Raw genomic sequence first — 21463 nt, forward strand, 5'->3', positions numbered from 1 at the left:
CAACACAGGGGTTCGAGCCGATAGGCCAAACGCGCGCCCGATGGGCACGGTTTAGCGCACCTCGGTGTGGAAGCCCGGCGCGAACCAGCGGATGATCAGGGCGCCTGCCCCGACGATCGCTACAGCCAACACGCCGATCCATCCAATCACCGGGATCAGGGCCAGCAGCGTCACGGCCACTGCGCCGACAGCTGCCGCAATGGCACGTTCGGACAGGGTTTCCGGAAGCGGGCGGCTCAGTGCACTCATCACGCCGACGCCCAGAATATAGCTGCCAATCACATAGCCCGCGACGCCCAGCAACACCGCCAATACGATCGACGCCGGAACCAGCAAGATACCATAGCCCGTCAAGGCGAACAGGAACAGCGACCCGGCCAATGCCGAAATCGACAGAAAGCCCATCCACAACGCGCGCATCGGGGTTTCAAGGGTGCGCTCACGCAGGTTCATCAGGAAACCCGGTGCCAGAGCCGCAATCAGGGTCGCCAGTGCGGTCAGGATCAGGATCGAGGTCACTTTGCCGCCCAGCCACGACATCCAGCCGCCGCTAGCTTCTGCGGTTGCGCCCCCTTCGGGATCCGCCGCCGGATCAAATGCATCTGCGTCGTGACGCTCGATCCGATCTGCCGGCACGACATGGGCCGGGATCTCAATCGCATCCGGTTCATCCGCATACAGATACAGCGTGCCCTCGATCCGGGCGTTCTCACCGAAACTGATGGTTTTCGTGGACAGGCTGGCGTCGCCCGCAATGGTTTCGGTCAGCAGGATATGTTCGGCCGCGATCAGCGCGTCATCACCGATCGAGGCCGTGATTTCGGCCCGCTGCGCGCCAAGGCGTAGATCGCCAGAAATCGGTGCCGTCACCAGAACCGTATCGCCCAGAAGCTGTGCATCCCCACCAACCGGGGCCGAGACGTTCACATTCATCCCCGCCGCGTAAAGGCTCTGCCCCACCGGGGCCGAGATCGACACCGAACGTCCCCCCGCATGTGCGCTGCCGCTTACCGGGGCCGAAACCACAATCGTGTTGCCGACCACAAAAGCGTCATCCACAGCGTCTCCCGACAGGGTCACGTTGTCCCCCGCAATGTAGGCATCATCGCCGAAGCGATACTCCTCATCCGCGAGGCTGGGGGTTGCGATCAGTGTGGCGCACAGAAGAAGGAATGAACGAAACATGGCTGTCCCTTGCCAATAAAAGTGATGTTATGGGCGTTAACATAAGTGGAATTGTTAGAAGTTGTAAGGGGGCAATGCGAACTTTGTCCGTGCGCCCCGCCTACTTGCCAAATGCGAATCCCCAAAAGCAGGACTCTGTGCTAGTTTTGATAAGATCAGACTCCATTTCTTCATCTAATTGATTGGACCCTTTCATGGACTACCCCAGCTTCATTCGCGCCTTTCCGTCGCTTGATGTGCCCTTCTCGGACGAGATTGTGAAATCTTTCGCCATCCGCTCCGACGCCGGCCTGGCGGTGTTTTTCGAGTTTTACCAGGACTTCACGCTGCCGATGCATTCCCACAAGGCGCAATGGGGCACGGTGTTGCAGGGAGAGGTTAAACTGACGATTGGCGGGGAAACCAAGATCTATGGCCCCGGTGACAGCTATTCCATTCCAGATGGGGTAGAACATGGCGGTGACATCAAGGCAGGCACCAAGGTTATTGATGTCTTTGAAGAGCCTGATCGATACCCGCTACAAGGCTAACGCCCCATATCCCCCCTGAAAATCCGTTTGTGAGAATGACGAGGCGGCTTAACAACCGCCATTTTCTCAATTTTCTGGGGTTTGAAGGTGCCACTCTGTGGCATCTCGAAACACAGCTGATTTCCTGTCCGGCGCCAACAGCGCTGAACGCAACAAAGGCGCCCCGAAGGACGCCTTTGCCTAATTTCGTAGGGCTGGTGGGCTTTCGGCGATTTCCCGTTGGGAATTCGCCTAACGCCATCAGAATTCGACTAGCGAATTCTGATTACATCATGCCGCCCATGCCGCCCATGCCGCCCATGTCGGGCATGCCGGCGCCAGCGCCACCGTCTTTCGACGGCTTGTCAGCAACCATGGCTTCGGTGGTGATCAGCAGACCAGCAACCGATGCCGCATCTTCCAGAGCGGTACGGGTTACTTTGGCCGGATCGATCACACCGAACGAGAACATGTCGCCATATTCTTCGGTCTGAGCGTTGAAGCCGAATGCGGTGTCGTCCGACTCGCGCACTTTGCCAGCCACAACAGCGCCGTCGACGCCAGCGTTTTCAGCAATCTGACGCAGCGGTGCTTCGATAGCTTTACGCACGATAACGATACCAGCGTTCTGATCCGAGTTCGCACCTTCCAGACCAGCCAGAGCCTTGCCTGCCTGAACCAGAGCAACACCACCACCAACGATGACGCCTTCCTGAACAGCAGCGCGGGTCGCGTTCAGAGCATCGTCCACACGGTCCTTACGCTCTTTCACTTCCACTTCAGTCATGCCGCCAACGCGGATCACAGCAACACCGCCTGCCAGTTTGGCAACGCGCTCTTGCAGCTTCTCACGGTCGTAGTCCGACGAGGTTTCTTCGGCTTGGGCGCGGATCTGAGCAACACGTGCTTCGATCTCGGCTTTCTCGCCAGCACCGTCAACGATGGTTGTTTCGTCTTTGGTGATTTCGATCTTCTTGGCGGTGCCCAACATGTCCATGGTCACGGACTCGAGCTTCATGCCCAGATCTTCCGAGATCACTTGACCACCAGTCAGGATCGCGATGTCCTGCAGCATGGCTTTACGACGATCGCCAAAGCCCGGAGCCTTAACAGCCGCGATTTTCAGACCGCCGCGCAGCTTGTTGACAACCAGAGTTGCCAGAGCTTCGCCTTCAACGTCCTCAGCAATGATCAGCAGCGGCTTCTGCGACTGGATCACCTGCTCGAGCAGCGGAACCATCGACTGCAGCGACGACAGTTTCTTCTCGTGCAGCAGAACCAGACAGTCGTCCAGATCAGCGATCATCTTGTCGGGGTTGGTCACGAAGTAGGGCGACAGGTAGCCGCGGTCGAACTGCATGCCTTCAACAACAGTGGTCTCGGTTTCCAGACCCTTGTTTTCTTCAACAGTGATAACGCCTTCGTTGCCAACTTTCTGCATCGCGTCTGCGATCTGCTGGCCGATTTCAGCTTCGCCGTTGGCCGAGATGGTGCCAACCTGAGCAACTTCGTCGCTGTCTGCAACGTCACGTGCCGAGGCTTTGATGCCTTCAACAACCTTGGCAGTCGCCAGGTCGATGCCGCGCTTCAGATCCATCGGGTTCAGGCCAGCAGCAACCTGCTTCAGACCTTCGCGCACGATGGCTTGAGCCAGAACGGTAGCAGTGGTGGTGCCGTCGCCGGCTTCATCATTGGTGCGCGAAGCCACTTCTTTGACCATCTGCGCGCCCATGTTTTCGAACTTGTCTTCCAGCTCGATCTCTTTGGCAACCGACACACCATCTTTGGTGATGCGGGGTGCGCCGAACGACTTGTCCAGTACCACGTTGCGGCCTTTCGGGCCCAGGGTCACTTTGACAGCGTCAGCCAGTACGTTGACGCCACGCAGCATTGCATTGCGGGCATCGGTGTCGAACTTTACGTCCTTAGCAGCCATTTAGCTTACTCCAGTAAATTCGTGTAATTCAGATAATTCAGTCAGCAGACGATCAGGACAGGATGCCCATGATGTCAGCTTCTTTCATGATCAGCAGCTCTTCACCGTCGACGGTGATTTCGGTGCCCGACCATTTGCCGAAAAGGATCTTGTCGCCTTCTTTGACGTCCATCGCGATGCGATCGCCATCGTCGTCCTTGGCGCCAGCGCCTACGGCCACAACCAGACCTTCAGCCGGTTTTTCCTTGGCGCTTTCCGGAATGATCAGACCACCAGCGGTTTTCTCGTCGCTCTCAACGCGGCGAACAAGCACGCGGTCATGCAGCGGGGTAAAAGCCATTTCTGAGACTCCCTAAGCTCAGTTTACGTTCCTTTAGCACTCACCTGGTGCGAGTGCTAACGGCGCATAGTTAGGACTGGCTTTGGGGGGAGTCAATGAATGTGGGTAAACTTTCGTCGCCGCATCGCAGCAATCTCGCAATCATCATTTGCAGTTGCAGCGCGACCCCCTAATGTCACCGAGAGCAGTGCAGGAGTTTCAAATGCGTTTTTTACCCCTTACCGCGACCATTGCCGCGTTTCTGTTTTCTTCTCCGGCATCAGCCCTATGCACCGGCGAAAATGGCTTTGAAAACTTACCGCAAACCGCCCGAGACGCGATCCGCTCAAAAGTCGACGACACTCCGTATTCGGAAGGCGTCATCTGGCAAGCGCGAAAAGACAACAAAGTGCGGACAATCGTTGGCACCATACACATTTATGATCCCCGCCTTGAAGCTGTCGCCACTCAGGTCAAATCCTATCTGCAAGAGGCGGATCTGTTGATGTTGGAACTGGCATCCGAAGACGCCGCCGACTTTCAGATGATGCTGGTCTCAGATCCAAATCGCATGGTGATTACCGACGGGCCCGGACTTGATGAACGCCTCTCTGAAGATTCGTGGAACAAGCTTGTTCAAACAATGGAAGCGTTGCCGCATCTTGGCATTCCTCCTGAAGCGTTGCCTCGTGTGCAACCTTGGTTCTTGGGTCTCAATCTGGCGCTCTCGCCCTGCGCGTTCGAAAGCATGATGCAAGGCCAGCAGGGTCTTGATCACCAGATCGAAACCATCGCGCAAGAACTGGGTGTCGAACGTACAAGTCTGGATGATCCGGTTGCGCTGCTGGACATGTTTTCGGGGGATCCCTTGGATGAACAGGTCAAGGATTTCGAGGCATCCATCCTGATGCTGGACCACGACCCTGCAATCATCGTGACCCTGATAGACACGTATTTTCAGGAGAATTTCATGCTGGGATGGGAATATGGTTTTCAGGCCGGGCGCGAGAAAGCTAAAGAACTTAAGCGTGAAGACTGGTTGGAGGCCGCAATCGACGAAATGATGGTCACGCTTCTGGACCAGCGCAATCGAGACTGGATGGCCCGAATTTTGGCCGAGGACGCAATGGAGCATGTGGTGATCGCGGTCGGCTCGGCCCACCTGCCGCGAGAGAACGGATTGCTATCCATGTTTGAGGGTGATGGCTGGACCCTGACCCGCATCAGCCTTGCTGGGCATTGAACCAAGTGGCACCTCACAGCGCCGACCCATTTGGAGGTCTATCCAGACAGTAAGCGCGACCATCCGCTTGCTGTCCAAATCAGAGCGTTCACACAGACCGCCCCTCTTCTGTCAGATCGTACACCCCGCGTTCAACCCGCTCGAACCAGCCATAGTGATTAATCGCCATCATATTGGTCGCCTTCTCGACCCCTGTCGCTTTGGCGACCTCGGCCCCGCGGCTGGGTCCATGTTCAGTCAGATAGGCACGCAGCTTCTCGGCATCCTGACGATAGGCGGTGACAAGCTTGCCGTTGGTGCCGCCGGTGTTCGGATCCCCTTCACGCCGGGCGAACTCGGACAACAGCCGCCCGGTCTTCACCTTCGACTTGCGCGGCTGAAACGGGCCCGGATCGGCATGGACCTGCACAAACCCATCTTTTAGCCGGACCGAGACAACGCCCAGCCCTAACCGCTTGCACAGCCCAACATTCCCCTTGAACGCCCGCCACCCCGGCTTGCCCGACCAGTGCGGCACAGCCACATAGACCAGATCGCTGATCGCCTGCCGTGCGACGGCCTGCTGCAACAAGGTCAGCGAAAACCCCGCCTTCAGTTCGACAATCACCGGCACATCGTCGCCATCACGCAGAGCGACCACGTCTGCCGCCCCGACCTCGGCCTTGACCTCATAGCCAAGCCCCTCAAGCCACGTTTTGACGGGGGCATACAGATCGGTTTCGGCGGGTTTGCTCACAGGGGCACGCTTTCGAACGGAAGTCCCGACAGTTTCACCACGCGACACCAGAACCGCAAGGGGTTTGCGTGCAACACATGACAGGTTTTCTGCAGCTGCACAGATGTTGGCCCTATCAGGGATGACAAGGCGCAACGGCCTTTCTATAAGGCACGCAACACGATCACACATAGACGGATGATGCATATGACCACCCTCGTATTCGGCCACAAATCGCCTGACACCGACTCGACCGGCTCGCCGCTGGTTTGGGCTTGGTACCTGAATGAAGTGAAAGGCGTTGACGCCAAGCCGGTTCTGCTGGGCCAGCCCAACACCGAAGCCGCCTTTATGCTGAAGCGCTGGGGCTTTGACATGCTGGACATCATCGAGGACGTGGCCGACGACCAGCCCTGCGTCATCGTCGACACCAACAACCCGGCCGAGCTGCCCGCCAACATCAACGGCGCAGACGTTCAGGCGATCATCGACCACCACAAGCTGGTTGGCGGTCTGGAAACCAAAGGCCCGATCGACATCACCATCCGTCCGCTGGCTTGCACCGCGACCATCATGTACGACCTGATGGGCGACGACGCCGCGAAGATGCCGGAAAACATCAAGGGTGCGGCCCTGACCTGCATCCTGTCGGACACGCTGGAATTCCGCTCGCCCACCACCACCGACCGTGACCGCGAAGTCGTCGCCGCTCTGGCCGCTGATCTGGGTGTGAACGTCACCGAATACGCAGCCGAGATGTTCGCCGCCAAGTCGGACGTGTCCGAATTTTCGGACGCTGAACTGATCCGCATGGACTCGAAAGAATACGAAGTGTCGGGCACCAAGTTCCGCGTGTCGGTTCTGGAAACCACCGCCCCGGAAATCCCGCTTGGCCGCAAAGAAAGCCTGATCGAGACCTTCAAAACCGTCGCTGCCGAAGACGGCGTGGACGAGGTTCTGCTGTTCGTCGTGGACATCCTGAAGGAAGAAGCCACCCTGCTGATCCCGAACGACGTAGTCAAAGGCGTAGCTGAAAAGAGCTTTGGCGCCACCGTTGAGGGCGACGCCGTGGTCCTGCCCGGCATCATGAGCCGCAAAAAGCAGATCATTCCGAACCTGGCTGTTTAAGTCAGATTGGACGTATGATTTGAGAAGGCCCGCGCATTTGCGCGGGCTTTTTTCTTGCAGTAACGACTGCAACATTGCCATTGCAAACTCTCCAACTGCGTGCAGAGTCATCCTATGACAGACCGAAACGAAAAGGCTCGACGAATGGCACTTCGTCGCGCAAGCGGAAGCAGAAAGCTGCCCAGCGCTTCAGAGGGCTCGTCACACCGTGGTGCCGAGTATCTAATCGCTCACGCTTGTTTCGACTGTAGAAAATCTTGGAAGATGAACCCAGTCGATAGCGGTAAGACTTGCCCCGAGTGTAGGGGCGAGGTCTTTTCGATGGGTCGCTCGTTCAAAACCCCCAGCAAATCTAATCTTGAACAGTGGGAGAAAGCAAAGCGGCTTTGGAGCGCCGGCTTTCGCTTCAACAGCTATAGAAGCTATCCAGACGCTGAGAAACTGCCGGAACGGCTCTCAAAGGTTGAGGAATTCATCTTACGAAATCCGCGCCACCCCTTCAGAGTTGGTTGATATAAGTCCGATCCAATCAGGAGATACACAAGGCAACGCCTGACCGCGGGTGGGCGTGAAGCGCCCGCCCATGGAGGCGGTCGGGCGCTGCCCGGTCTGTCGACCGGGCGGGAACCAAATTTCTTCCTCCCCCTAGCCACCCCGCCTCCCCTCTGCCATATCTCCAGCAACTAAGGAGACCGCGCCATGACCCGTATCATCACTAGCCTGTCCGAGATTTCCGCGAACTATGACGCGCTGTTCGTCGATCTCTGGGGTTGTGTGCACAACGGCATCACCGCATTTGACGAGGCTGTGGCCGCCCTGCGCGCCTATCGCGCGAATGGGGGCTTTGTGGTGCTTGTCACGAACTCGCCCAAACCGCGTGCTGGCGTGATGGAGCAATTGCCGGAATTCGGCGTACCCTCGGATTGCTATGACACCATCGCGACGTCGGGCGACAGCGCGCGGGCCGCGATGTTCACGGGCGCTGTGGGCAACAAGGTCTTTTTCATGGGCGAATGGGAGCGTGACGCCGGTTTCTTCGAACCGATGGAGGTGATCGACACGCCCGTCGACATCACCCGCGTTCCCGTGGCCGAGGCCGAGGGCATTGTCTGCTGCGGCCCCTTCGACCCGATGGCGGATCCCGACACATGGCGTGCGGATCTTCTGATGGCGAAACAGCGCGGGGCCAAGCTGCTCTGCGCCAATCCCGACATCATCGTGGATCGCGGCGAAGCGCGCGAATGGTGCGCGGGCGCCATCGCGCAGATGTATTCGGAGATGGGCGGCGAGAGCCTCTATTTCGGCAAGCCCCACCCGCCGATCTATGACCTTGCCCGACGCCGTATGGTGGCCGAGGGCAAATCGGTGCCGGACAACCGCATCCTTGCCATCGGCGACGGCATCGCGACCGACATCAAAGGCGCCTTGGGCGAAGATATCGATTCTCTGTTCATCACCGGCGGCCTTGCGCGTGAGGAAACAAAAACCCGCGCGCAGCCCGATCCAGACGCGTTGGATCAATATATCCAGTCGCAGATGATCACGCCGGCATATGCGACTGGCTATCTACGCTGACATAATCCCTTGATTTTACAGTAAATACCGGGAGCCGATCGGCAAGCTTGGGTTTACCTGCGTCCACCTGACGCGGACGTCACATGGTACTTCTACGCAGATTACCCCTTGATTTTTTCTGCAACTGCAAAGTAATGTTATTACCGATACGGACGACAATTCGTCCATTTGTTACCCGGAGGACAAAATGTTGGACAACTTCCCACGCGGAACGATCTGCATTGAAGAGCTGGAAATCGGTATGTCGCGCCACATCGTCAAAGAAGTGACCGACCGTGACATCGAACTGTTTGCCGAGGTCTCGACCGACCGCAACCCGGTGCATCTGGATGACGACTTTGCGAAAGACACGATCTTTCAAGGGCGCATCGCCCACGGGATGCTCAGCGCCGGCCTGATTTCGGCCGTGATTGGCGAACAGCTGCCCGGGCATGGCACCATCTATATGGGCCAGCAACTGACCTTCTTGGCCCCCGTGCGCCCGGGCGACATCGTGCGTGCTGAAGTGACCGTGATGGACATCGACCACGCCAAACGCCGCGTCACGCTGAAGACCGAGTGCCTTGTCGACGGCAAGCCCGTCCTGAAAGGCGAGGCCAAGGTTCTGGCTCCGTCCGCCAAGCTGGACTAAGCCACAGCTTTCACGAATTTGGTCCGCAGGCACCTTGGGCTTGCACAGGTCCGGCTGGACCGCTAATGCCAGCATATGCGGATCATTCGTGACTATCAGTTTGTAGACCCATCTGACCGAGGCGCCACGGCTGTCATCGGCAATTTCGATGGTGTCCATTTGGGACACCAGTATGTGATCGACATTGCCCGCCAGAAAGCGACCGAGCTGGGTGCACCTTTGGGCGTGATGACGTTCGAACCCCATCCGCGTCAGTATTTCGCCCCGAAAGCCCCACCGTTTCGCCTGATGAACGCCGACACCCGCGCGCATCGGCTGGAAAAGCTGGGAATCGAGGCGCTGTTTGAACTTAGCTTCAACGACACGCTGTCCGCCCTGACACCCGAGGAGTTTGCCCGCGACGTGATTGTCGAAGGTCTGGGCCTGACTCATGTCTTCGTCGGCGCGGATTTCCATTTCGGCAAGGACCGCGCAGGCACGCCCGCTGTTCTGGAAGCGCTTGGCAAAGAGCTGGGCTTTGGTGTCACCGTCGCGCCCCTGATGTCGGATAACGTGGGCGAGGTCAGCTCGACCGCGATCCGCCAAGCTTTGACCGAAGGCCGCCCACGCGATGCGGCCCGGATGCTGGGCCATTGGCATCGCATTGATGGCGAAGTGATCCGGGGTGACCAACGTGGCCGCGATCTGGGCTTCCCCACCGCCAACATGTCGATCTCGGGTCTGCACCCGCCGAAATTCGGCGTCTATGCAGTCGAGGTCGAAATCCTCACCGGCCCGCATCAGGGCATTTATGGTGGTGCGGCTTCGATGGGCACACGCCCGATGTTTGGGGAAAACCTACCCAACATCGAAAGCTTCATTTTCGACTTCAAGGGCGACATCTATGGCGAACAGCTGTCTGTCGCCCTGATCGACTATCTGCGCCCGGAAGAGGTGTTCGATGGGCTGGACGCCCTGATCGCCCAGATGGACGCAGACTGCGCACGTGCGCGCGACATTCTCTCTCAACTCTCGAGCCGCCCATGATCCGTCATATCGTTTTCTTCACCGCCAAACGCCCCGAAGACCGCGACCGCGTGCGCGAAGGTCTGGAGCTTTTGAAAGGCATTCCGGACTGCATCCGTCTTGAGATCGCCGAGAACCGGTTCGAGGATCCGATCCCCGGCCCCTCGCCCGACGTGGTGGTCTATGGCGAGTTCGAGGACGAAGCTCAGCTGGCCGCCTATAAGGCGCATCCGATCTATCAGGAATCGATTGCCCGCGTCCGCCCCCTGCGCGAGATGCGGATTGCCGCCGATTTTCTGGCCGACTGATGGGCAAGTCCCTGCGTAAGAAATTTTGGGAACGTCCGCTGGATCAGCTGACGCCTCAGGAATGGGAAGCACTGTGCGATGGCTGCGGCAAATGCTGTCTGAACAAGCTGGAAGATGAAGACACCGGAGAGGTCGTCTTCACCCGCGTCGCCTGCCGCCTTCTGGATGGCGATACGTGCCGGTGTTCGCAATATGACATCCGCCTGCAATTCGTCCCCGAATGCATCCACCTGACGCCTGAAAACATCGGTGAAACGGCCTATTTCATGCCCGCATCCTGCGCCTATCGCCTGCGGCACGAGGGCAAACCGCTTCACGACTGGCACCCGTTGGTGTCAGGCGATCCAGACAGCATCCACAAGGCCGGGCGCAGCGTGCAGGGCTGGACTGTACCAGAATTCGAAGTCCCTGAAGACGAATGGGAAGACCACCTGATCGAGGAGCCTCACTGATGTTTTTCGCCTCTGACAACACGGGTCCCGTGCACCCGAATGTGATGGCCGCTTTGGCACGCGCCAACGAAGGCTACGCCATGCCCTATGGGGATGACGACATCATGGCGCAGGTCACCGCCCGCATTCGCGAGATCTTTGAAGCGCCCGAGGCCGCGGTGTATCTGGTGGCCACAGGTACGGCGGCGAACTCGATTTCGCTGGCCACACTGACGCGGCCATTCGACACGATCTTCTGCTCTCCGCAAGCGCATATCCACGAGGATGAGTGCAACGCGCCTGAGTTCTATACCGGTGGAGCAAAACTCACCTTGGTTCCTGCTGAGCACGCGAAGATGTCACCCGAGGCACTGAGCGCGTCTATCGCGGGCGAGGAAAGCCGCGGCGTGCACGGCCCGCAACGTGGCCCAGTGTCGATCACCAACGTGACCGAACGCGGGACGGTCTATTCCGTGACCGAACTCCAAGCCCTGTGCGACGTCGCCAAGTCCTTCGACCTGCCCGTCCATCTGGACGGCGCGCGCTTTGCCAATGCGCTTGTCGCGTTGGGCTGCACCCCGGCCGAGATGACGTGGAAATCCGGCGTGGACGTGGTCAGCTTCGGCGGCACCAAGAACGGCTGCATGGGCGTCGAGGCTGTGATTTTCTTCGACCCCAAACACGCGTGGGAATTCGAGCTGCGCCGCAAGCGTGGCGGGCATCTGTTTTCGAAAACCCGCTATCTGGCGGCGCAGATGCTGGCCTATCTGGAAGGTGATCTGTGGCTGGATCTGGCGGGCCGCGCGAATGCGGCCAACGCCCGTCTGGCACGCGGGCTGAAGCAGATTGACGGCGTCACGTTCCTGCACGACCCGCAGGCCAATATCAGCTTTGCCGGCTGGACCCGCGCAGGCCACCAACGTCTGCATGACGCGGGTGCTGCTTACTATGTCTGGGAAGGTCAGCTTGAAGGCGACAACCCCGACGAAATCCTGACTGCCCGCATGGTCGCGGACTGGTCCATGTCGGACGAAAACGTCGATCGGTTTATCGAGCTGGTGCGCGGCTAGGACGCGCGCGGCCTAGGCCAGCGCTTTCTGCAGAATGTGACCGCGAATGCATGCAGCGACCTCGCGCGGGTGGCTGATCGGCCCCATATGCCCTGCCCCGGCAATCACCTTGCGGCGCACATTCGGGAACCGGGCCTGCATCCGGTCATGCACGGCACGCACCAGATCGGGTGAGCGTTCACCTTCCAGCAGCAGAACCGGCAGGGTCACTTTCTCCAACGCACCCGGTGCAACCTGCCCGTGCACGTCCTCATGCGTCACACAGCGCGCGGCCGGGATCAGGTGGATCTGCTTTGCCATATCGGATCTCAAGCGCTCGGGCAGCGCTTCCCACGCGGCATCGCTGCCCCATTGGCAGTTGAATAGACGCGCGGCCTCCATCAGGTCTCCCGCACGCATAGCGTCGGCAAAGACACCGGTCATGTAGGTGTTGTTCTCGACATAGGCCGGATCGTCTTTGGCGGCCGAGAACAGGACGGGTTCATACAGGGTCAAGCTGCGCACCTTGTCGGGCGCCATCTGGGCCACCCGCAAAGCAATCGTACCGCCGAAGCTGTGCCCGATCAGATCAACCGGCCCATGCGCGTGACGGTCCAGAAGATCCAGTGCGGCCTGCGTGGCGGTGTCCTGATAATCGCCCTGCTCGTCCCAATCGGCACTGCGGCCATGCCCCGGAAGGTCGTAGGCAAGCGTCGTCAGATCGTGCTCCAACACGGTCCGCACACCGCGCCACGCGCCGGAATGTGCGAGCGAGCAGTGGATGAACAACGCTTCGCGCGAACCCGCGCCTTGCGTGTCCCAATAGGTCGGGCATCCGCCCAGATCTTCCAGCATACTTATCCCCGCTCGGCCAAATAGGCATCCAGCAGGTCAAGGCGGTCCTGACCCCAAAACTTCTCACCATCATCGCAAACATAGAAGGGCGATCCAAACACACTGTCGTTCACCGCGTCGTCAGTGTTTCGAGCATAGGTCTCGGCCCCCATCAGAAGACCGCTATCCGCCAGCGACGGATCAAACCCGGCCTCGGACAGGCACTCCTTGATCACCGCATCTTCCGCAATATCTTTTTCGTCCATCCAGATGGATCGCATCAGAGCATCGACCAGCGCGCCTACATCCCCCGTACCCGCGTTCTGGGCCGCGATGATCGCATAAGACGCAGGCGCGCCGTTGGTGGGCCAATGCGCAGGGGTGAGGTTGATCGGCATGTCCAATGCCTTGGCCCAACGCTTCAGCTCTTGCATGCGATACTCCATGCGCGACGGGTGGCGATCCTTTGGTAGTTGCCCCCCGGTGCGGGTGAAAAGCTGCCCAATGTCCACGGGCTTGAAGGTGACCGAAACGCCATGTTTGTCCGCGATCTGCGCGAACCGTTTACCGCCAAAGAAGGCCCAAGGCGAAAGCACCGTGAAATAATAGTCAATATGGTTCATTTTTCGGTCCCCTGTTGCGCCAATGCTGTTTCCCGAAATCTATCCCGATGCTATTGGGTGTCAACGTCACGATTCTGTCATACAGAGCAATTCTGGGATCTGCTGCCATGCCTTCCATCACCGAACCGAAACTTATCTCGGGCAATGCCAACCGCCCGTTGGCCGAAGCTGTCGCGAAACGCATGTCTATGCATCGCGGCTCGAATGTTGGGCTGGTCGACGCGCGTGTCGAACGCTTCAACGATCAAGAGGTCTTTGTCGAGATCTACGAGAACGTGCGCGGCGAGGATATGTTCATCATCCAGTCGACCTCGAACCCGGCGAATGACAACCTGATGGAACTTCTGATCATGTCGGACACGCTGCGTCGTTCTTCGGCACGTTCGGCCACGGCCGTGATCCCGTATTTCGGCTACGCCCGTCAGGACCGCCGCACCAAGGCCCGTACCCCGATCTCGGCCAAACTGGTGGCCAACCTGATCGCACAGTCGGGCATCGAGCGGGTTCTGACCATGGACCTGCACGCCGCCCAGATCCAAGGCTTCTTTGATATTCCGGTGGACAACCTCTATGCCAGCCCGATCTTCGCGCTGGATGTGAAGCATCACTTCAAGGACTGCCTGGACGAAGTGATGGTGATCTCGCCCGACGTTGGTGGTGTGGCCCGCGCCCGCGAGCTGGCAAAACGCATTGGTGCCCCTCTGGCAATCGTCGACAAACGTCGCGAAAAAGCCGGTGAAGTGGCCGAGATGACCGTGATCGGAAACGTGGAAGGCAAGCGTTGCATCATCGTGGACGACATCTGCGACACGGCTGGCACGCTGTGCAAAGCTGCTGAAGTTCTGATCGAGAAAGGTGCGCAGGAAGTGCACTCGTACATCACCCACGGCGTTATGTCCGGCCCAGCCGTCGAGCGTGTCCAGAACTCGGTTATGAAGTCGCTGGTCATCACCGACTCGATCGAGCCGACCCAACCCGTTCTGGACGCTGAAAACATCCGCGTGGTTCCGACTGCACCGATGTTTGCCCAAGCGATCCTGAACATCTGGGGTGGCACGTCGGTGTCGTCGCTGTTCGACCACGACACGCTAGAGCCGCTCTACGAGGGCATGTACTCCTGATCCGACCCGGATCTCAGAGACACGAAAGGGCCCCGTGGGGCCCTTTTTTATTGGTCAGGTCTGGAATCACACATCCCACATCGCGTCATCCGGGACTTCCCCGATTGCCAGCCAGTCCGCGCGCACGCGCGCGACACGCGTATCACCCCACGTCCGGAACAGGATATCAAACCCGCCTACCGTCACGTTCTCGGCCGTGATATCTGCCCGCTGATTGCTTTCGCCAGCAATGTCCCACATCGACATAGACACGGTGATTGTGGGCGGCGTCAGGAAGGGTTCAGAAAATCGGATCGCTATCCGCATTTTGCGTGGACCACTGCCAGTCCACATTTCGCCATCATCCTCGAAGTCCGAGAACAGCACTTTGCTGCCCTGATCCACACCCAGCATATGGGGTCGAATTCTCTTCATAATTTAACGTAGTCCTTAAAATTCAGACAATTCTTGCCTAAAAATTATGTCCAAAACAAGTTAAGGCTGAGTTTTCAAACGTAAAAAGAAGGGCAGAAGGATCACAACGATCAATCCGGACAGCAGAAATGGCGCGCCGGGCAGGTAAATCGGTGCCTCCGCATCCGCGAAAAACTGAAAGACGCCAGTGACCACCATGGGCGCAATCACGGCAGCGATTGACCCAAGGCTGGCAATGACGCCCTGCAGCAGCCCCTGACGGTCCTCAGACACCATATTGGCCATCATTGCCGTCATCGTCGGCGGGGCCATATCGGCCAAAGCCGCCACAAGGATGAACGAGAACATCACCCAGACATTGCCGGTCAGCCCGAACGCAATGAATGCTGCTATCGCACAGACGATCGAGAAGATCAGGGTGCGGTACTCTCCCAACCTGGGCAGCATAAACCGCATAACGACACCTTGTGTGAAGGCCACCGCGATCCCGTAGGACGCCAGCGAGATGCCGATCAAGGCCGTGCCCCAACCGAACACTTCGCGCGTCCAGAACGCCCAGAGCGTCGGATAAACCATGTTGGCAAATTCGAAGGCGAAGATCAGAAGAAGCGGCAGCATGAGGCCGGGCAGACGGAACGCGTCCAAGATCGAGCCGAACGGGTTGAGGTCTCGTTTTGTAAACGCGCGACGTTTCTCGGGCGCCAAGCTTTCGGGCAGCAGGAACAGACCAAACGCCACGTTCAGCGCGGCCAATCCCGCGGCCAGCCAGAATGGCGCGGTGATATGGACGCTGGCGACCAGCCCACCAATGGCGGGCCCCATGACAAAACCAATGCCGAACGTGGCACCGATCAAGCCGAAATTCGCAGCGCGCTCCTCGGGCTTCGAGATGTCCGCAAGATAGGCGGTCGCGGTGATATAGGTCGCCCCCGCGACCCCCGCCAATACGCGCCCGATCAACAACCACCAAAACGTGGTGGCCAGCGCCATGACCACATAGTCGATGGCCAATGTGGCCAATGCCAAAAGCAGCACCGGGCGTCGACCAAGACTGTCCGAGATCCCGCCGATCACAGGCGCAAACAGGAACTGCATCGCCGCATAGGACGCCATCAGTATGCCGCCCCAGAACGCGCCATCCGCGGTGTTGGCCGCGCCCACACGCTCCATCAGGTCTGGCATGATGGGAAACACGATCCCAATGCCCACTGCATCCAGAAGGATGGTGGCCAGAATGAACCATATAGCACCGCGTTTTTGCATGTCGCGCTCCTTTGCCCACATCAGTGACGCGAAGCGTGGGAAAGCGCAAATGCAAAAAGCCCCGCCGGTTCAGGCGGGGCTTTTCGATAATCATGTTCCGTGGGCTTAGCCTTTCACGGACAGACCCAGTTCACTTGCCATTGCAGCGATATCTACCGTGCGTTTGGCCAGCTCGTCCAAGTTCTCGGCGGTTGCGTTTTCCGATGCGGCAGCCGCATCCGAAACGAAGCCATCAAGAACGTCCTGAGTCACTTCCGAGGTCGGAAGTGCACGCTCGGCCAGAACCGAGGTACCAGTGGCGGTCACTTCGGCGAACCCACCGGTGACTGCAAACTCGGCATTGCCTTCGGGGGACTCGACGCGAACGATACCGGGGCGCAACGTCGTGATCGTCGGTGCGTGGTTCGGCATCGCCGTCAGGTCGCCATCGGCACCCGGCAGCTGAACTGCGGTTGCCTGAAGCGAAGCAAGGCTCCGTTCGGGCGACACCAGGTCGAATTGCATCGTATCAGCCATTTGGGATCTCCTTCAGGGGTCGTCAGGGGGAGGGAGACCTCCCCCGTCTTAGTCCCGATTAAGCAGCGTCTGCTGCCATTTTCTCGGCTTTGGCGATCACTTCGTCGATGCCGCCAACCATGTAGAAGGCGCCTTCGGGCAGGTGGTCGTATTCGCCGGCCACAACAGCCTTGAACGACTTGATGGTGTCTTCCAGCGGAACCTGAACACCGTCCGAGCCGGTGAACACTTTTGCCACGTCGAAGGGCTGCGACAGGAAGCGTTCGATCTTACGAGCGCGCGCAACGGTCAGCTTATCTTCTTCCGACAGTTCGTCCATGCCAAGGATGGCGATGATGTCCTGCAGCGACTTGTAGCGCTGAAGGATTTCCTGAACGTCGGTGGCAACTTTGTAGTGCTCTTCACCGATGACCAGCGGGTCCAGCAGACGCGAGGTCGAACCAAGCGGGTCAACCGCCGGGTAGATACCTTTTTCCGAGATCGAACGATCCAGAACGGTGGTCGCATCAAGGTGAGCAAACGAGGTTGCAGGTGCAGGGTCGGTAAGGTCATCCGCGGGAACATACACGGCCTGAACCGACGTAATCGAACCCGATTTGGTCGACGAAATACGTTCCTGCATGGCACCCATGTCGGTGGCCAGCGTCGGCTGATAACCAACCGCCGAAGGAATACGACCCAGCAGAGCCGAAACTTCCGAACCAGCTTGGGTAAAGCGGAAGATGTTGTCGACGAAGAACAGAACGTCCGAACCCGTGTCATCACGGAACTGTTCCGCCAGGGTCAGACCCGACAGAGCAACACGCATACGCGCACCGGGAGGCTCGTTCATCTGGCCGTAGACCAGCGCAATTTTCGACTTCTCCAGATCGTCGGGAACGATAACGCCCGATTCGATCATTTCGTGGTAAAGGTCGTTACCTTCACGGGTACGCTCACCAACACCAGCGAACACGGACACACCCGAGTGCACTTTTGCGATGTTGTTGATCAGTTCCATGATCAGAACGGTTTTACCAACGCCGGCGCCGCCGAACAGACCAATTTTACCACCCTTGGTGTAGGGGGCCAGCAGGTCGATAACCTTAATGCCGGTGGTCAGGATTTCGGTTTCGGTCGACTGGTCTTCGAATGCAGGCGCGTCACCGTGGATCGGGCGGCTGTCTTTCGATTTGACCGGGCCTTTTTCGTCAACGGGCTCGCCGATGACGTTCAGGATGCGGCCCAGAGTTGCGTTGCCGATCGGCACCGAGATCGGTGCGCCGGTGTCAGTTACTTCCTGACCACGGACCAGACCTTCGGATGCGTCCATAGCGATACAGCGAACGGTGTTTTCACCAAGGTGCTGTGCAACTTCCAGAACAAGTTTGTTGCCATTGTTGTCGGTGTTGAGCGCGTTCAGAATTTCGGGAAGGGCATCCTCGAATTGAACGTCCACAACGGCGCCAATCACCTGGGTGATCTTACCTTTAGCGTTAGCCATTGTTGTTTCTCCGGTTCCTTAGAGCGCCTCGGCGCCCGAAATGATTTCGATAAGTTCGTTGGTGATCACGGCCTGACGCGAACGGTTGAACTGAATGGTCAGTTTGTCGATCATGTCGCCTGCGTTGCGGGTAGCGTTGTCCATTGCGGACATCCGCGCGCCCTGCTCCGAGGCACCGTTTTCCAACAGCGCGGTGAAGACCTGCGTGGCCACGCCCGAAGGCAGCAGCGTTGCAAGAATGCCTTCTTCCGACGGCTCATAGTCATATACGGTCGAGACTTCTTCCGCACCCTCAGCAGGGGCGTCGAAGCTGGCCGGGATGACCTGCTGGGCAGTCGGGATCTGGCTGATCACGCTTTCGAACTTGTTGTAGAAGATCGTCGCGACGTCGAACTCACCCTCGTTGAAACGATGGATAAGATCGTTGGCGATGCCTTGCGCATTGTCGTACCCGACGTTGCGCACACCCGAAAGATCCACATGGTCAACCATCTGGTCTTCAAAGTCGCGCTTCAGCTGTTCACGACCCTTCTTGCCAACAGTCAAGATTTTGACTGTTTTGCCAGAAGCGATCAGCTCTTCAGCTTTTGCACGTGCCATCTTGGCGATCGACGAGTTGAAGCCACCGCAAAGGCCGCGCTCGGCAGTCATGACCACAAGCATGTGGACCTGATCCGAACCCGTACCCGAAAGCAGTTTCGGAGCGCTGTCGCCCCCCGACGAAGCTGCCAGCCCACCCAGAACGGCGTTAAACCGTTCTGCGTAGGGACGACCTGCTTCGGCCGCTTCCTGTGCCCGCCGCAGTTTTGCGGCGGCCACCATCTGCATGGCCTTCGTGATCTTCCGCGTCGACTTGACGCTTTCGATCCGATTTTTGAGGTCCTTAAGGTTGGGCATCTGTCTGAGCCCCCTTAAGCGAAGTCAGCGGCGAACGCGTCCAGCGCTGCTTTGACCTTGTCCTCAAGCTCACCTTTAACCTTACGGTCATTGTCGGTGATGTCAGCAAGAAGATCGGCGTGTTTCTGACGCAGGTGGTTCAGAAGGCCAGCTTCGAAACGACCAACTTCCGATACGTCGATTTTGTCGAGGTAGCCGTTGGTACCAGCGTAGATCACGCAAACGATTTCAGCGTTGGTCAGCGGCGAATACTGAGCCTGCTTCATCAGTTCCGTCAGACGGGCACCACGGTTCAGCAGCTGCTGGGTCGAGGCATCAAGGTCCGAACCGAACTGAGCGAAGGCTGCCATCTCGCGATACTGAGCCAGCGACAGTTTAACCGGACCGGCAACCGACGACATCGCTTTCGTCTGAGCCGACGAACCAACACGCGAAACCGACAGACCGGTGTTCACAGCGGGGCGGATACCCTGATAGAACAGCTCGGTTTCCAGGAAGATCTGGCCATCGGTGATCGAGATCACGTTGGTCGGAATAAAGGCCGACACGTCGCCACCCTGGGTTTCAATAACCGGCAGAGCGGTCAGCGAACCTGCGCCGTAGTCTTCGTTCAGCTTTGCCGAACGTTCCAGCAGACGCGAGTGAAGGTAGAAAACGTCACCCGGATAAGCTTCACGGCCCGGCGGGCGGCGCAGCAGCAGCGACATCTGGCGATACGACACAGCCTGTTTCGACAGATCATCATAGATGATCAGGGCGTGGCGGCCGTTGTCACGGAAGTGCTCGGCCATCGCGGTTGCGGCATAGGGTGCCAGGAACTGCATCGGAGCGGGGTCCGAAGCGGTTGCAGCAACAACGATCGAGTATTCAATCGCGCCGGTTTCTTCCAGTTTCTTCACCAGCTGCGCAACAGTCGAGCGCTTCTGGCCAACAGCTACGTAGACGCAGTAGAGCTTCTTGCTCTCGTCGTCGCCAGCGGCTTCGTTGTACGATTTCTGGTTCAGGATCGCGTCCAGAGCAACGGCAGTTTTACCGGTCTGACGGTCGCCAATGATCAGCTCGCGCTGGCCACGGCCGATCGGGATCATAGCGTCAACCGATTTCAGGCCGGTTGCCATCGGTTCGTGAACCGATTTACGCGGGATGATGCCCGGTGCTTTAACGTCAGCAACGTTGCGGCCTTTGGTTTTGATCGGGCCTTTGCCGTCGATCGGGTTACCCAGACCGTCAACAACGCGACCCAGAAGCTCGTCACCAGCCGGAACGTCCACGATGGAGTTCGTACGCTTAACAGTGTCGCCTTCTTTAATGTCGCGGTCGGAACCGAAGATAACAACACCAACGTTGTCAGCTTCAAGGTTCAGAGCCATCCCGCGGATACCACCGGGGAATTCGACCATTTCACCAGCCTGAACATTGTCCAGACCGTATACACGAGCAATACCGTCACCGACCGACAGAACGCGGCCAACTTCGGCCACTTCGGCTTCCTGGCCGAAGTTCTTGATCTGGTCCTTCAGGATCGCAGAAATTTCTGCTGCTTGGATACCCATTATCCGACCTCTTTCATGGAATTCTGAAGTGCATCGAGCTTGGCCTTGACCGACGTATCGATCATTTGCGAGCCCACTTTCACGACCAGGCCACCGATGAGTGCTTCATCGACGGCCAGGTTGATGTTTACATCCTTGCCGATCGAGGCTTTCAGAGCCTTGGCAAGTTTGTCTTGTTGCGCCTTGGTCATGGCTTTGGCTGCAGTCACCTCTGCGGTAACTTCACCCTTATCCTCGGCGATCAGGGCGCGCATGGCGTCCAGAAGCTGAGGCAGCACAAACAAACGACGTTTCTGAGCCATCAGGCTCAGGGCGTTTGCGACTGTCGACGAAAGTTTCATTTTTTTGGCGACAGCTGCAATCACGGCGGCCTGTTCATCGCGGGTAACTACCGGCGAGTTGATCAGATCGACAAGATCAGAGCTATCGGCGAGAGCAGCATCAAGAGCGGCAACATCCGCTTCAACTGCTTTCAGTTCTTTGCCCTCTTTGGCCAAATCAAAGATGGCCGTGGCATAACGTTGGGCAATGCCAGTTGAGATCGAGACTGGTTCGGACACGTCCACCCTTCCGATGTACTATGCCCCTTTATGGTTTGCTGGACAAACCGGGGCGGCCTACAGAAGCCGCACTTTCGCGCGTACTATCTAAATCGTCGTCGCATGTAACAGGGAAAACCCTACCTCGCAACAGGCTTGAACGGGTTTATCGCCAACATTTCCGGC

General features: G+C 58.3%; 23 protein-coding genes. 10 read left to right on the forward strand and 13 right to left on the reverse strand.

Annotated elements, in window-relative coordinates:
- Nucleotides 1–51: 51 nt before the first annotated feature.
- Complete coding sequence (locus G0Q00_RS07065) at nucleotides 52–1185, reverse strand: hypothetical protein (RefSeq protein WP_163037666.1); 1134 nt, start codon at nucleotides 1183–1185, stop codon at nucleotides 52–54.
- Between the two features lie 194 nt (nucleotides 1186–1379).
- On the opposite strand from G0Q00_RS07065, the gene G0Q00_RS07070 reads away from it, so the two are divergent.
- On the forward strand, nucleotides 1380–1715 hold the full coding sequence (locus tag G0Q00_RS07070; protein ID WP_163037668.1) for a cupin domain-containing protein: 336 nt from the start codon (nucleotides 1380–1382) through the stop codon (nucleotides 1713–1715).
- A gap of 265 nt (nucleotides 1716–1980) precedes the next feature.
- Here the strand turns inward: G0Q00_RS07070 and groL are convergent, their stop codons facing one another.
- A complete protein-coding gene (gene groL, locus G0Q00_RS07075) occupies nucleotides 1981–3630 on the reverse strand; it encodes a chaperonin GroEL (RefSeq protein ID WP_163037670.1) in 1650 nt (549 codons plus the stop codon).
- A 52-nt stretch (nucleotides 3631–3682) separates the two neighbouring features.
- Nucleotides 3683–3970 (reverse strand): co-chaperone GroES, encoded by a 288-nt coding sequence (locus tag G0Q00_RS07080; RefSeq protein ID WP_108855428.1) that lies wholly within the window; start codon nucleotides 3968–3970, stop codon nucleotides 3683–3685.
- Nucleotides 3971–4172: 202 nt separating this feature from the next.
- Here G0Q00_RS07080 and G0Q00_RS07085 point away from each other — a divergent pair, with 202 nt between their 5' ends.
- A complete protein-coding gene (locus G0Q00_RS07085) occupies nucleotides 4173–5192 on the forward strand; it encodes a TraB/GumN family protein (protein WP_163037672.1) in 1020 nt (339 codons plus the stop codon).
- Nucleotides 5193–5280: 88 nt separating this feature from the next.
- Here G0Q00_RS07085 and G0Q00_RS07090 read toward each other — a convergent pair whose 3' ends face one another.
- Nucleotides 5281–5928 (reverse strand): DUF2161 domain-containing phosphodiesterase, encoded by a 648-nt coding sequence (locus tag G0Q00_RS07090; protein WP_370458549.1) that lies wholly within the window; start codon nucleotides 5926–5928, stop codon nucleotides 5281–5283.
- Between the two features lie 186 nt (nucleotides 5929–6114).
- On the opposite strand from G0Q00_RS07090, the gene G0Q00_RS07095 reads away from it, so the two are divergent.
- The 7 genes from G0Q00_RS07095 (at nucleotide 6115) to G0Q00_RS07125 (ending at nucleotide 12055) form a co-directional block, all read left to right on the forward strand.
- Nucleotides 6115–7035 (forward strand): manganese-dependent inorganic pyrophosphatase, encoded by a 921-nt coding sequence (locus G0Q00_RS07095; RefSeq protein WP_163037674.1) that lies wholly within the window; start codon nucleotides 6115–6117, stop codon nucleotides 7033–7035.
- Between the two features lie 699 nt (nucleotides 7036–7734).
- Nucleotides 7735–8610 (forward strand): TIGR01459 family HAD-type hydrolase, encoded by an 876-nt coding sequence (locus tag G0Q00_RS07100; protein ID WP_163037676.1) that lies wholly within the window; start codon nucleotides 7735–7737, stop codon nucleotides 8608–8610.
- Nucleotides 8611–8797: 187 nt separating this feature from the next.
- A complete protein-coding gene (locus G0Q00_RS07105; protein ID WP_163037678.1) occupies nucleotides 8798–9241 on the forward strand; it encodes a MaoC family dehydratase in 444 nt (147 codons plus the stop codon).
- 75 nt (nucleotides 9242–9316) lie between these two features.
- Nucleotides 9317–10267 carry a bifunctional riboflavin kinase/FAD synthetase gene (locus G0Q00_RS07110; protein WP_163037680.1) on the forward strand — a complete coding sequence of 317 codons (951 nt, stop codon included), beginning with the start codon at nucleotides 9317–9319 and terminating at the stop codon, nucleotides 10265–10267.
- Complete coding sequence (locus G0Q00_RS07115; protein ID WP_108855420.1) at nucleotides 10264–10554, forward strand: Dabb family protein; 291 nt, start codon at nucleotides 10264–10266, stop codon at nucleotides 10552–10554. Before G0Q00_RS07110 ends, G0Q00_RS07115 begins: the two co-directional genes overlap by 4 nt.
- Nucleotides 10554–11006 carry a YcgN family cysteine cluster protein gene (locus G0Q00_RS07120; RefSeq protein WP_163037682.1) on the forward strand — a complete coding sequence of 151 codons (453 nt, stop codon included), beginning with the start codon at nucleotides 10554–10556 and terminating at the stop codon, nucleotides 11004–11006. Before G0Q00_RS07115 ends, G0Q00_RS07120 begins: the two co-directional genes overlap by 1 nt.
- Nucleotides 11006–12055, forward strand: a complete 1050-nt coding sequence (locus tag G0Q00_RS07125) for a low specificity L-threonine aldolase (protein ID WP_163037683.1) — start codon at nucleotides 11006–11008, stop codon at nucleotides 12053–12055. The genes G0Q00_RS07120 and G0Q00_RS07125 overlap by 1 nt, the downstream gene beginning before the upstream one ends.
- Before the next feature lie 12 nt (nucleotides 12056–12067).
- Here G0Q00_RS07125 and G0Q00_RS07130 read toward each other — a convergent pair whose 3' ends face one another.
- Complete coding sequence (locus G0Q00_RS07130) at nucleotides 12068–12889, reverse strand: alpha/beta fold hydrolase (RefSeq protein WP_163037685.1); 822 nt, start codon at nucleotides 12887–12889, stop codon at nucleotides 12068–12070.
- 2 nt (nucleotides 12890–12891) lie between these two features.
- The gene (locus G0Q00_RS07135) at nucleotides 12892–13491 is read right to left on the reverse strand and encodes a 2-hydroxychromene-2-carboxylate isomerase (RefSeq protein WP_163037687.1); all 600 of its coding nucleotides are present in this window, start codon (nucleotides 13489–13491) and stop codon (nucleotides 12892–12894) included.
- Between the two features lie 107 nt (nucleotides 13492–13598).
- Between G0Q00_RS07135 and G0Q00_RS07140 the strand changes: the two genes are divergently transcribed.
- A complete protein-coding gene (locus G0Q00_RS07140; protein WP_163037689.1) occupies nucleotides 13599–14612 on the forward strand; it encodes a ribose-phosphate pyrophosphokinase in 1014 nt (337 codons plus the stop codon).
- Between the two features lie 66 nt (nucleotides 14613–14678).
- Here G0Q00_RS07140 and G0Q00_RS07145 read toward each other — a convergent pair whose 3' ends face one another.
- The 7 genes from G0Q00_RS07145 to G0Q00_RS07175 all read right to left on the reverse strand — a co-directional run bounded on the left by G0Q00_RS07145 (nucleotide 14679) and on the right by G0Q00_RS07175 (nucleotide 21298).
- Nucleotides 14679–15026 carry an H-type lectin domain-containing protein gene (locus G0Q00_RS07145; RefSeq protein WP_163037691.1) on the reverse strand — a complete coding sequence of 116 codons (348 nt, stop codon included), beginning with the start codon at nucleotides 15024–15026 and terminating at the stop codon, nucleotides 14679–14681.
- Between the two features lie 60 nt (nucleotides 15027–15086).
- Nucleotides 15087–16289, reverse strand: a complete 1203-nt coding sequence (locus tag G0Q00_RS07150; protein ID WP_163037693.1) for an MFS transporter — start codon at nucleotides 16287–16289, stop codon at nucleotides 15087–15089.
- Nucleotides 16290–16394: 105 nt separating this feature from the next.
- Nucleotides 16395–16805: a F0F1 ATP synthase subunit epsilon gene (locus tag G0Q00_RS07155; protein WP_163037695.1), complete on the reverse strand. Its 411-nt coding sequence runs from the start codon at nucleotides 16803–16805 to the stop codon at nucleotides 16395–16397.
- Between the two features lie 58 nt (nucleotides 16806–16863).
- Nucleotides 16864–18288 carry a F0F1 ATP synthase subunit beta gene (atpD, locus tag G0Q00_RS07160; protein ID WP_163037697.1) on the reverse strand — a complete coding sequence of 475 codons (1425 nt, stop codon included), beginning with the start codon at nucleotides 18286–18288 and terminating at the stop codon, nucleotides 16864–16866.
- 18 nt (nucleotides 18289–18306) lie between these two features.
- On the reverse strand, nucleotides 18307–19185 hold the full coding sequence (locus G0Q00_RS07165) for a F0F1 ATP synthase subunit gamma (protein WP_163037699.1): 879 nt from the start codon (nucleotides 19183–19185) through the stop codon (nucleotides 18307–18309).
- 14 nt (nucleotides 19186–19199) lie between these two features.
- Nucleotides 19200–20738, reverse strand: a complete 1539-nt coding sequence (gene atpA, locus G0Q00_RS07170; RefSeq protein ID WP_163037701.1) for a F0F1 ATP synthase subunit alpha — start codon at nucleotides 20736–20738, stop codon at nucleotides 19200–19202.
- Nucleotides 20738–21298, reverse strand: a complete 561-nt coding sequence (locus tag G0Q00_RS07175) for a F0F1 ATP synthase subunit delta (RefSeq protein WP_163037703.1) — start codon at nucleotides 21296–21298, stop codon at nucleotides 20738–20740. Before G0Q00_RS07175 ends, atpA begins: the two co-directional genes overlap by 1 nt.
- Between the last annotated feature and the right edge of the window lie 165 nt (nucleotides 21299–21463).

Origin of the sequence: Aliiroseovarius sp. PrR006, from assembly GCF_010500215.1 — a bacterium.
Classification (GTDB): Bacteria; Pseudomonadota; Alphaproteobacteria; order Rhodobacterales; family Rhodobacteraceae; genus Aliiroseovarius.

What these genes read in the sequence shown, in the direction of transcription:
- G0Q00_RS07065 (WP_163037666.1), bottom strand. Translation starts at nt 1,185, where the DNA reads ATGTTTCGTTCATTCCTTCTTCTGTGCGCCACACTGATCGCAACCCCC.
- G0Q00_RS07070 (WP_163037668.1), top strand. Translation starts at nt 1,380, where the DNA reads ATGGACTACCCCAGCTTCATTCGCGCCTTTCCGTCGCTTGATGTGCCC.
- groL (WP_163037670.1), bottom strand. Translation starts at nt 3,630, where the DNA reads ATGGCTGCTAAGGACGTAAAGTTCGACACCGATGCCCGCAATGCAATG.
- G0Q00_RS07080 (WP_108855428.1), bottom strand. Translation starts at nt 3,970, where the DNA reads ATGGCTTTTACCCCGCTGCATGACCGCGTGCTTGTTCGCCGCGTTGAG.
- G0Q00_RS07085 (WP_163037672.1), top strand. Translation starts at nt 4,173, where the DNA reads ATGCGTTTTTTACCCCTTACCGCGACCATTGCCGCGTTTCTGTTTTCT.
- G0Q00_RS07095 (WP_163037674.1), top strand. Translation starts at nt 6,115, where the DNA reads ATGACCACCCTCGTATTCGGCCACAAATCGCCTGACACCGACTCGACC.
- G0Q00_RS07100 (WP_163037676.1), top strand. Translation starts at nt 7,735, where the DNA reads ATGACCCGTATCATCACTAGCCTGTCCGAGATTTCCGCGAACTATGAC.
- G0Q00_RS07105 (WP_163037678.1), top strand. Translation starts at nt 8,798, where the DNA reads ATGTTGGACAACTTCCCACGCGGAACGATCTGCATTGAAGAGCTGGAA.
- G0Q00_RS07110 (WP_163037680.1), top strand. Translation starts at nt 9,317, where the DNA reads ATGCGGATCATTCGTGACTATCAGTTTGTAGACCCATCTGACCGAGGC.
- G0Q00_RS07115 (WP_108855420.1), top strand. Translation starts at nt 10,264, where the DNA reads ATGATCCGTCATATCGTTTTCTTCACCGCCAAACGCCCCGAAGACCGC.
- G0Q00_RS07120 (WP_163037682.1), top strand. Translation starts at nt 10,554, where the DNA reads ATGGGCAAGTCCCTGCGTAAGAAATTTTGGGAACGTCCGCTGGATCAG.
- G0Q00_RS07125 (WP_163037683.1), top strand. Translation starts at nt 11,006, where the DNA reads ATGTTTTTCGCCTCTGACAACACGGGTCCCGTGCACCCGAATGTGATG.
- G0Q00_RS07130 (WP_163037685.1), bottom strand. Translation starts at nt 12,889, where the DNA reads ATGCTGGAAGATCTGGGCGGATGCCCGACCTATTGGGACACGCAAGGC.
- G0Q00_RS07135 (WP_163037687.1), bottom strand. Translation starts at nt 13,491, where the DNA reads ATGAACCATATTGACTATTATTTCACGGTGCTTTCGCCTTGGGCCTTC.
- G0Q00_RS07140 (WP_163037689.1), top strand. Translation starts at nt 13,599, where the DNA reads ATGCCTTCCATCACCGAACCGAAACTTATCTCGGGCAATGCCAACCGC.
- G0Q00_RS07145 (WP_163037691.1), bottom strand. Translation starts at nt 15,026, where the DNA reads ATGAAGAGAATTCGACCCCATATGCTGGGTGTGGATCAGGGCAGCAAA.
- G0Q00_RS07150 (WP_163037693.1), bottom strand. Translation starts at nt 16,289, where the DNA reads ATGCAAAAACGCGGTGCTATATGGTTCATTCTGGCCACCATCCTTCTG.
- G0Q00_RS07155 (WP_163037695.1), bottom strand. Translation starts at nt 16,805, where the DNA reads ATGGCTGATACGATGCAATTCGACCTGGTGTCGCCCGAACGGAGCCTT.
- atpD (WP_163037697.1), bottom strand. Translation starts at nt 18,288, where the DNA reads ATGGCTAACGCTAAAGGTAAGATCACCCAGGTGATTGGCGCCGTTGTG.
- G0Q00_RS07165 (WP_163037699.1), bottom strand. Translation starts at nt 19,185, where the DNA reads ATGCCCAACCTTAAGGACCTCAAAAATCGGATCGAAAGCGTCAAGTCG.
- atpA (WP_163037701.1), bottom strand. Translation starts at nt 20,738, where the DNA reads ATGGGTATCCAAGCAGCAGAAATTTCTGCGATCCTGAAGGACCAGATC.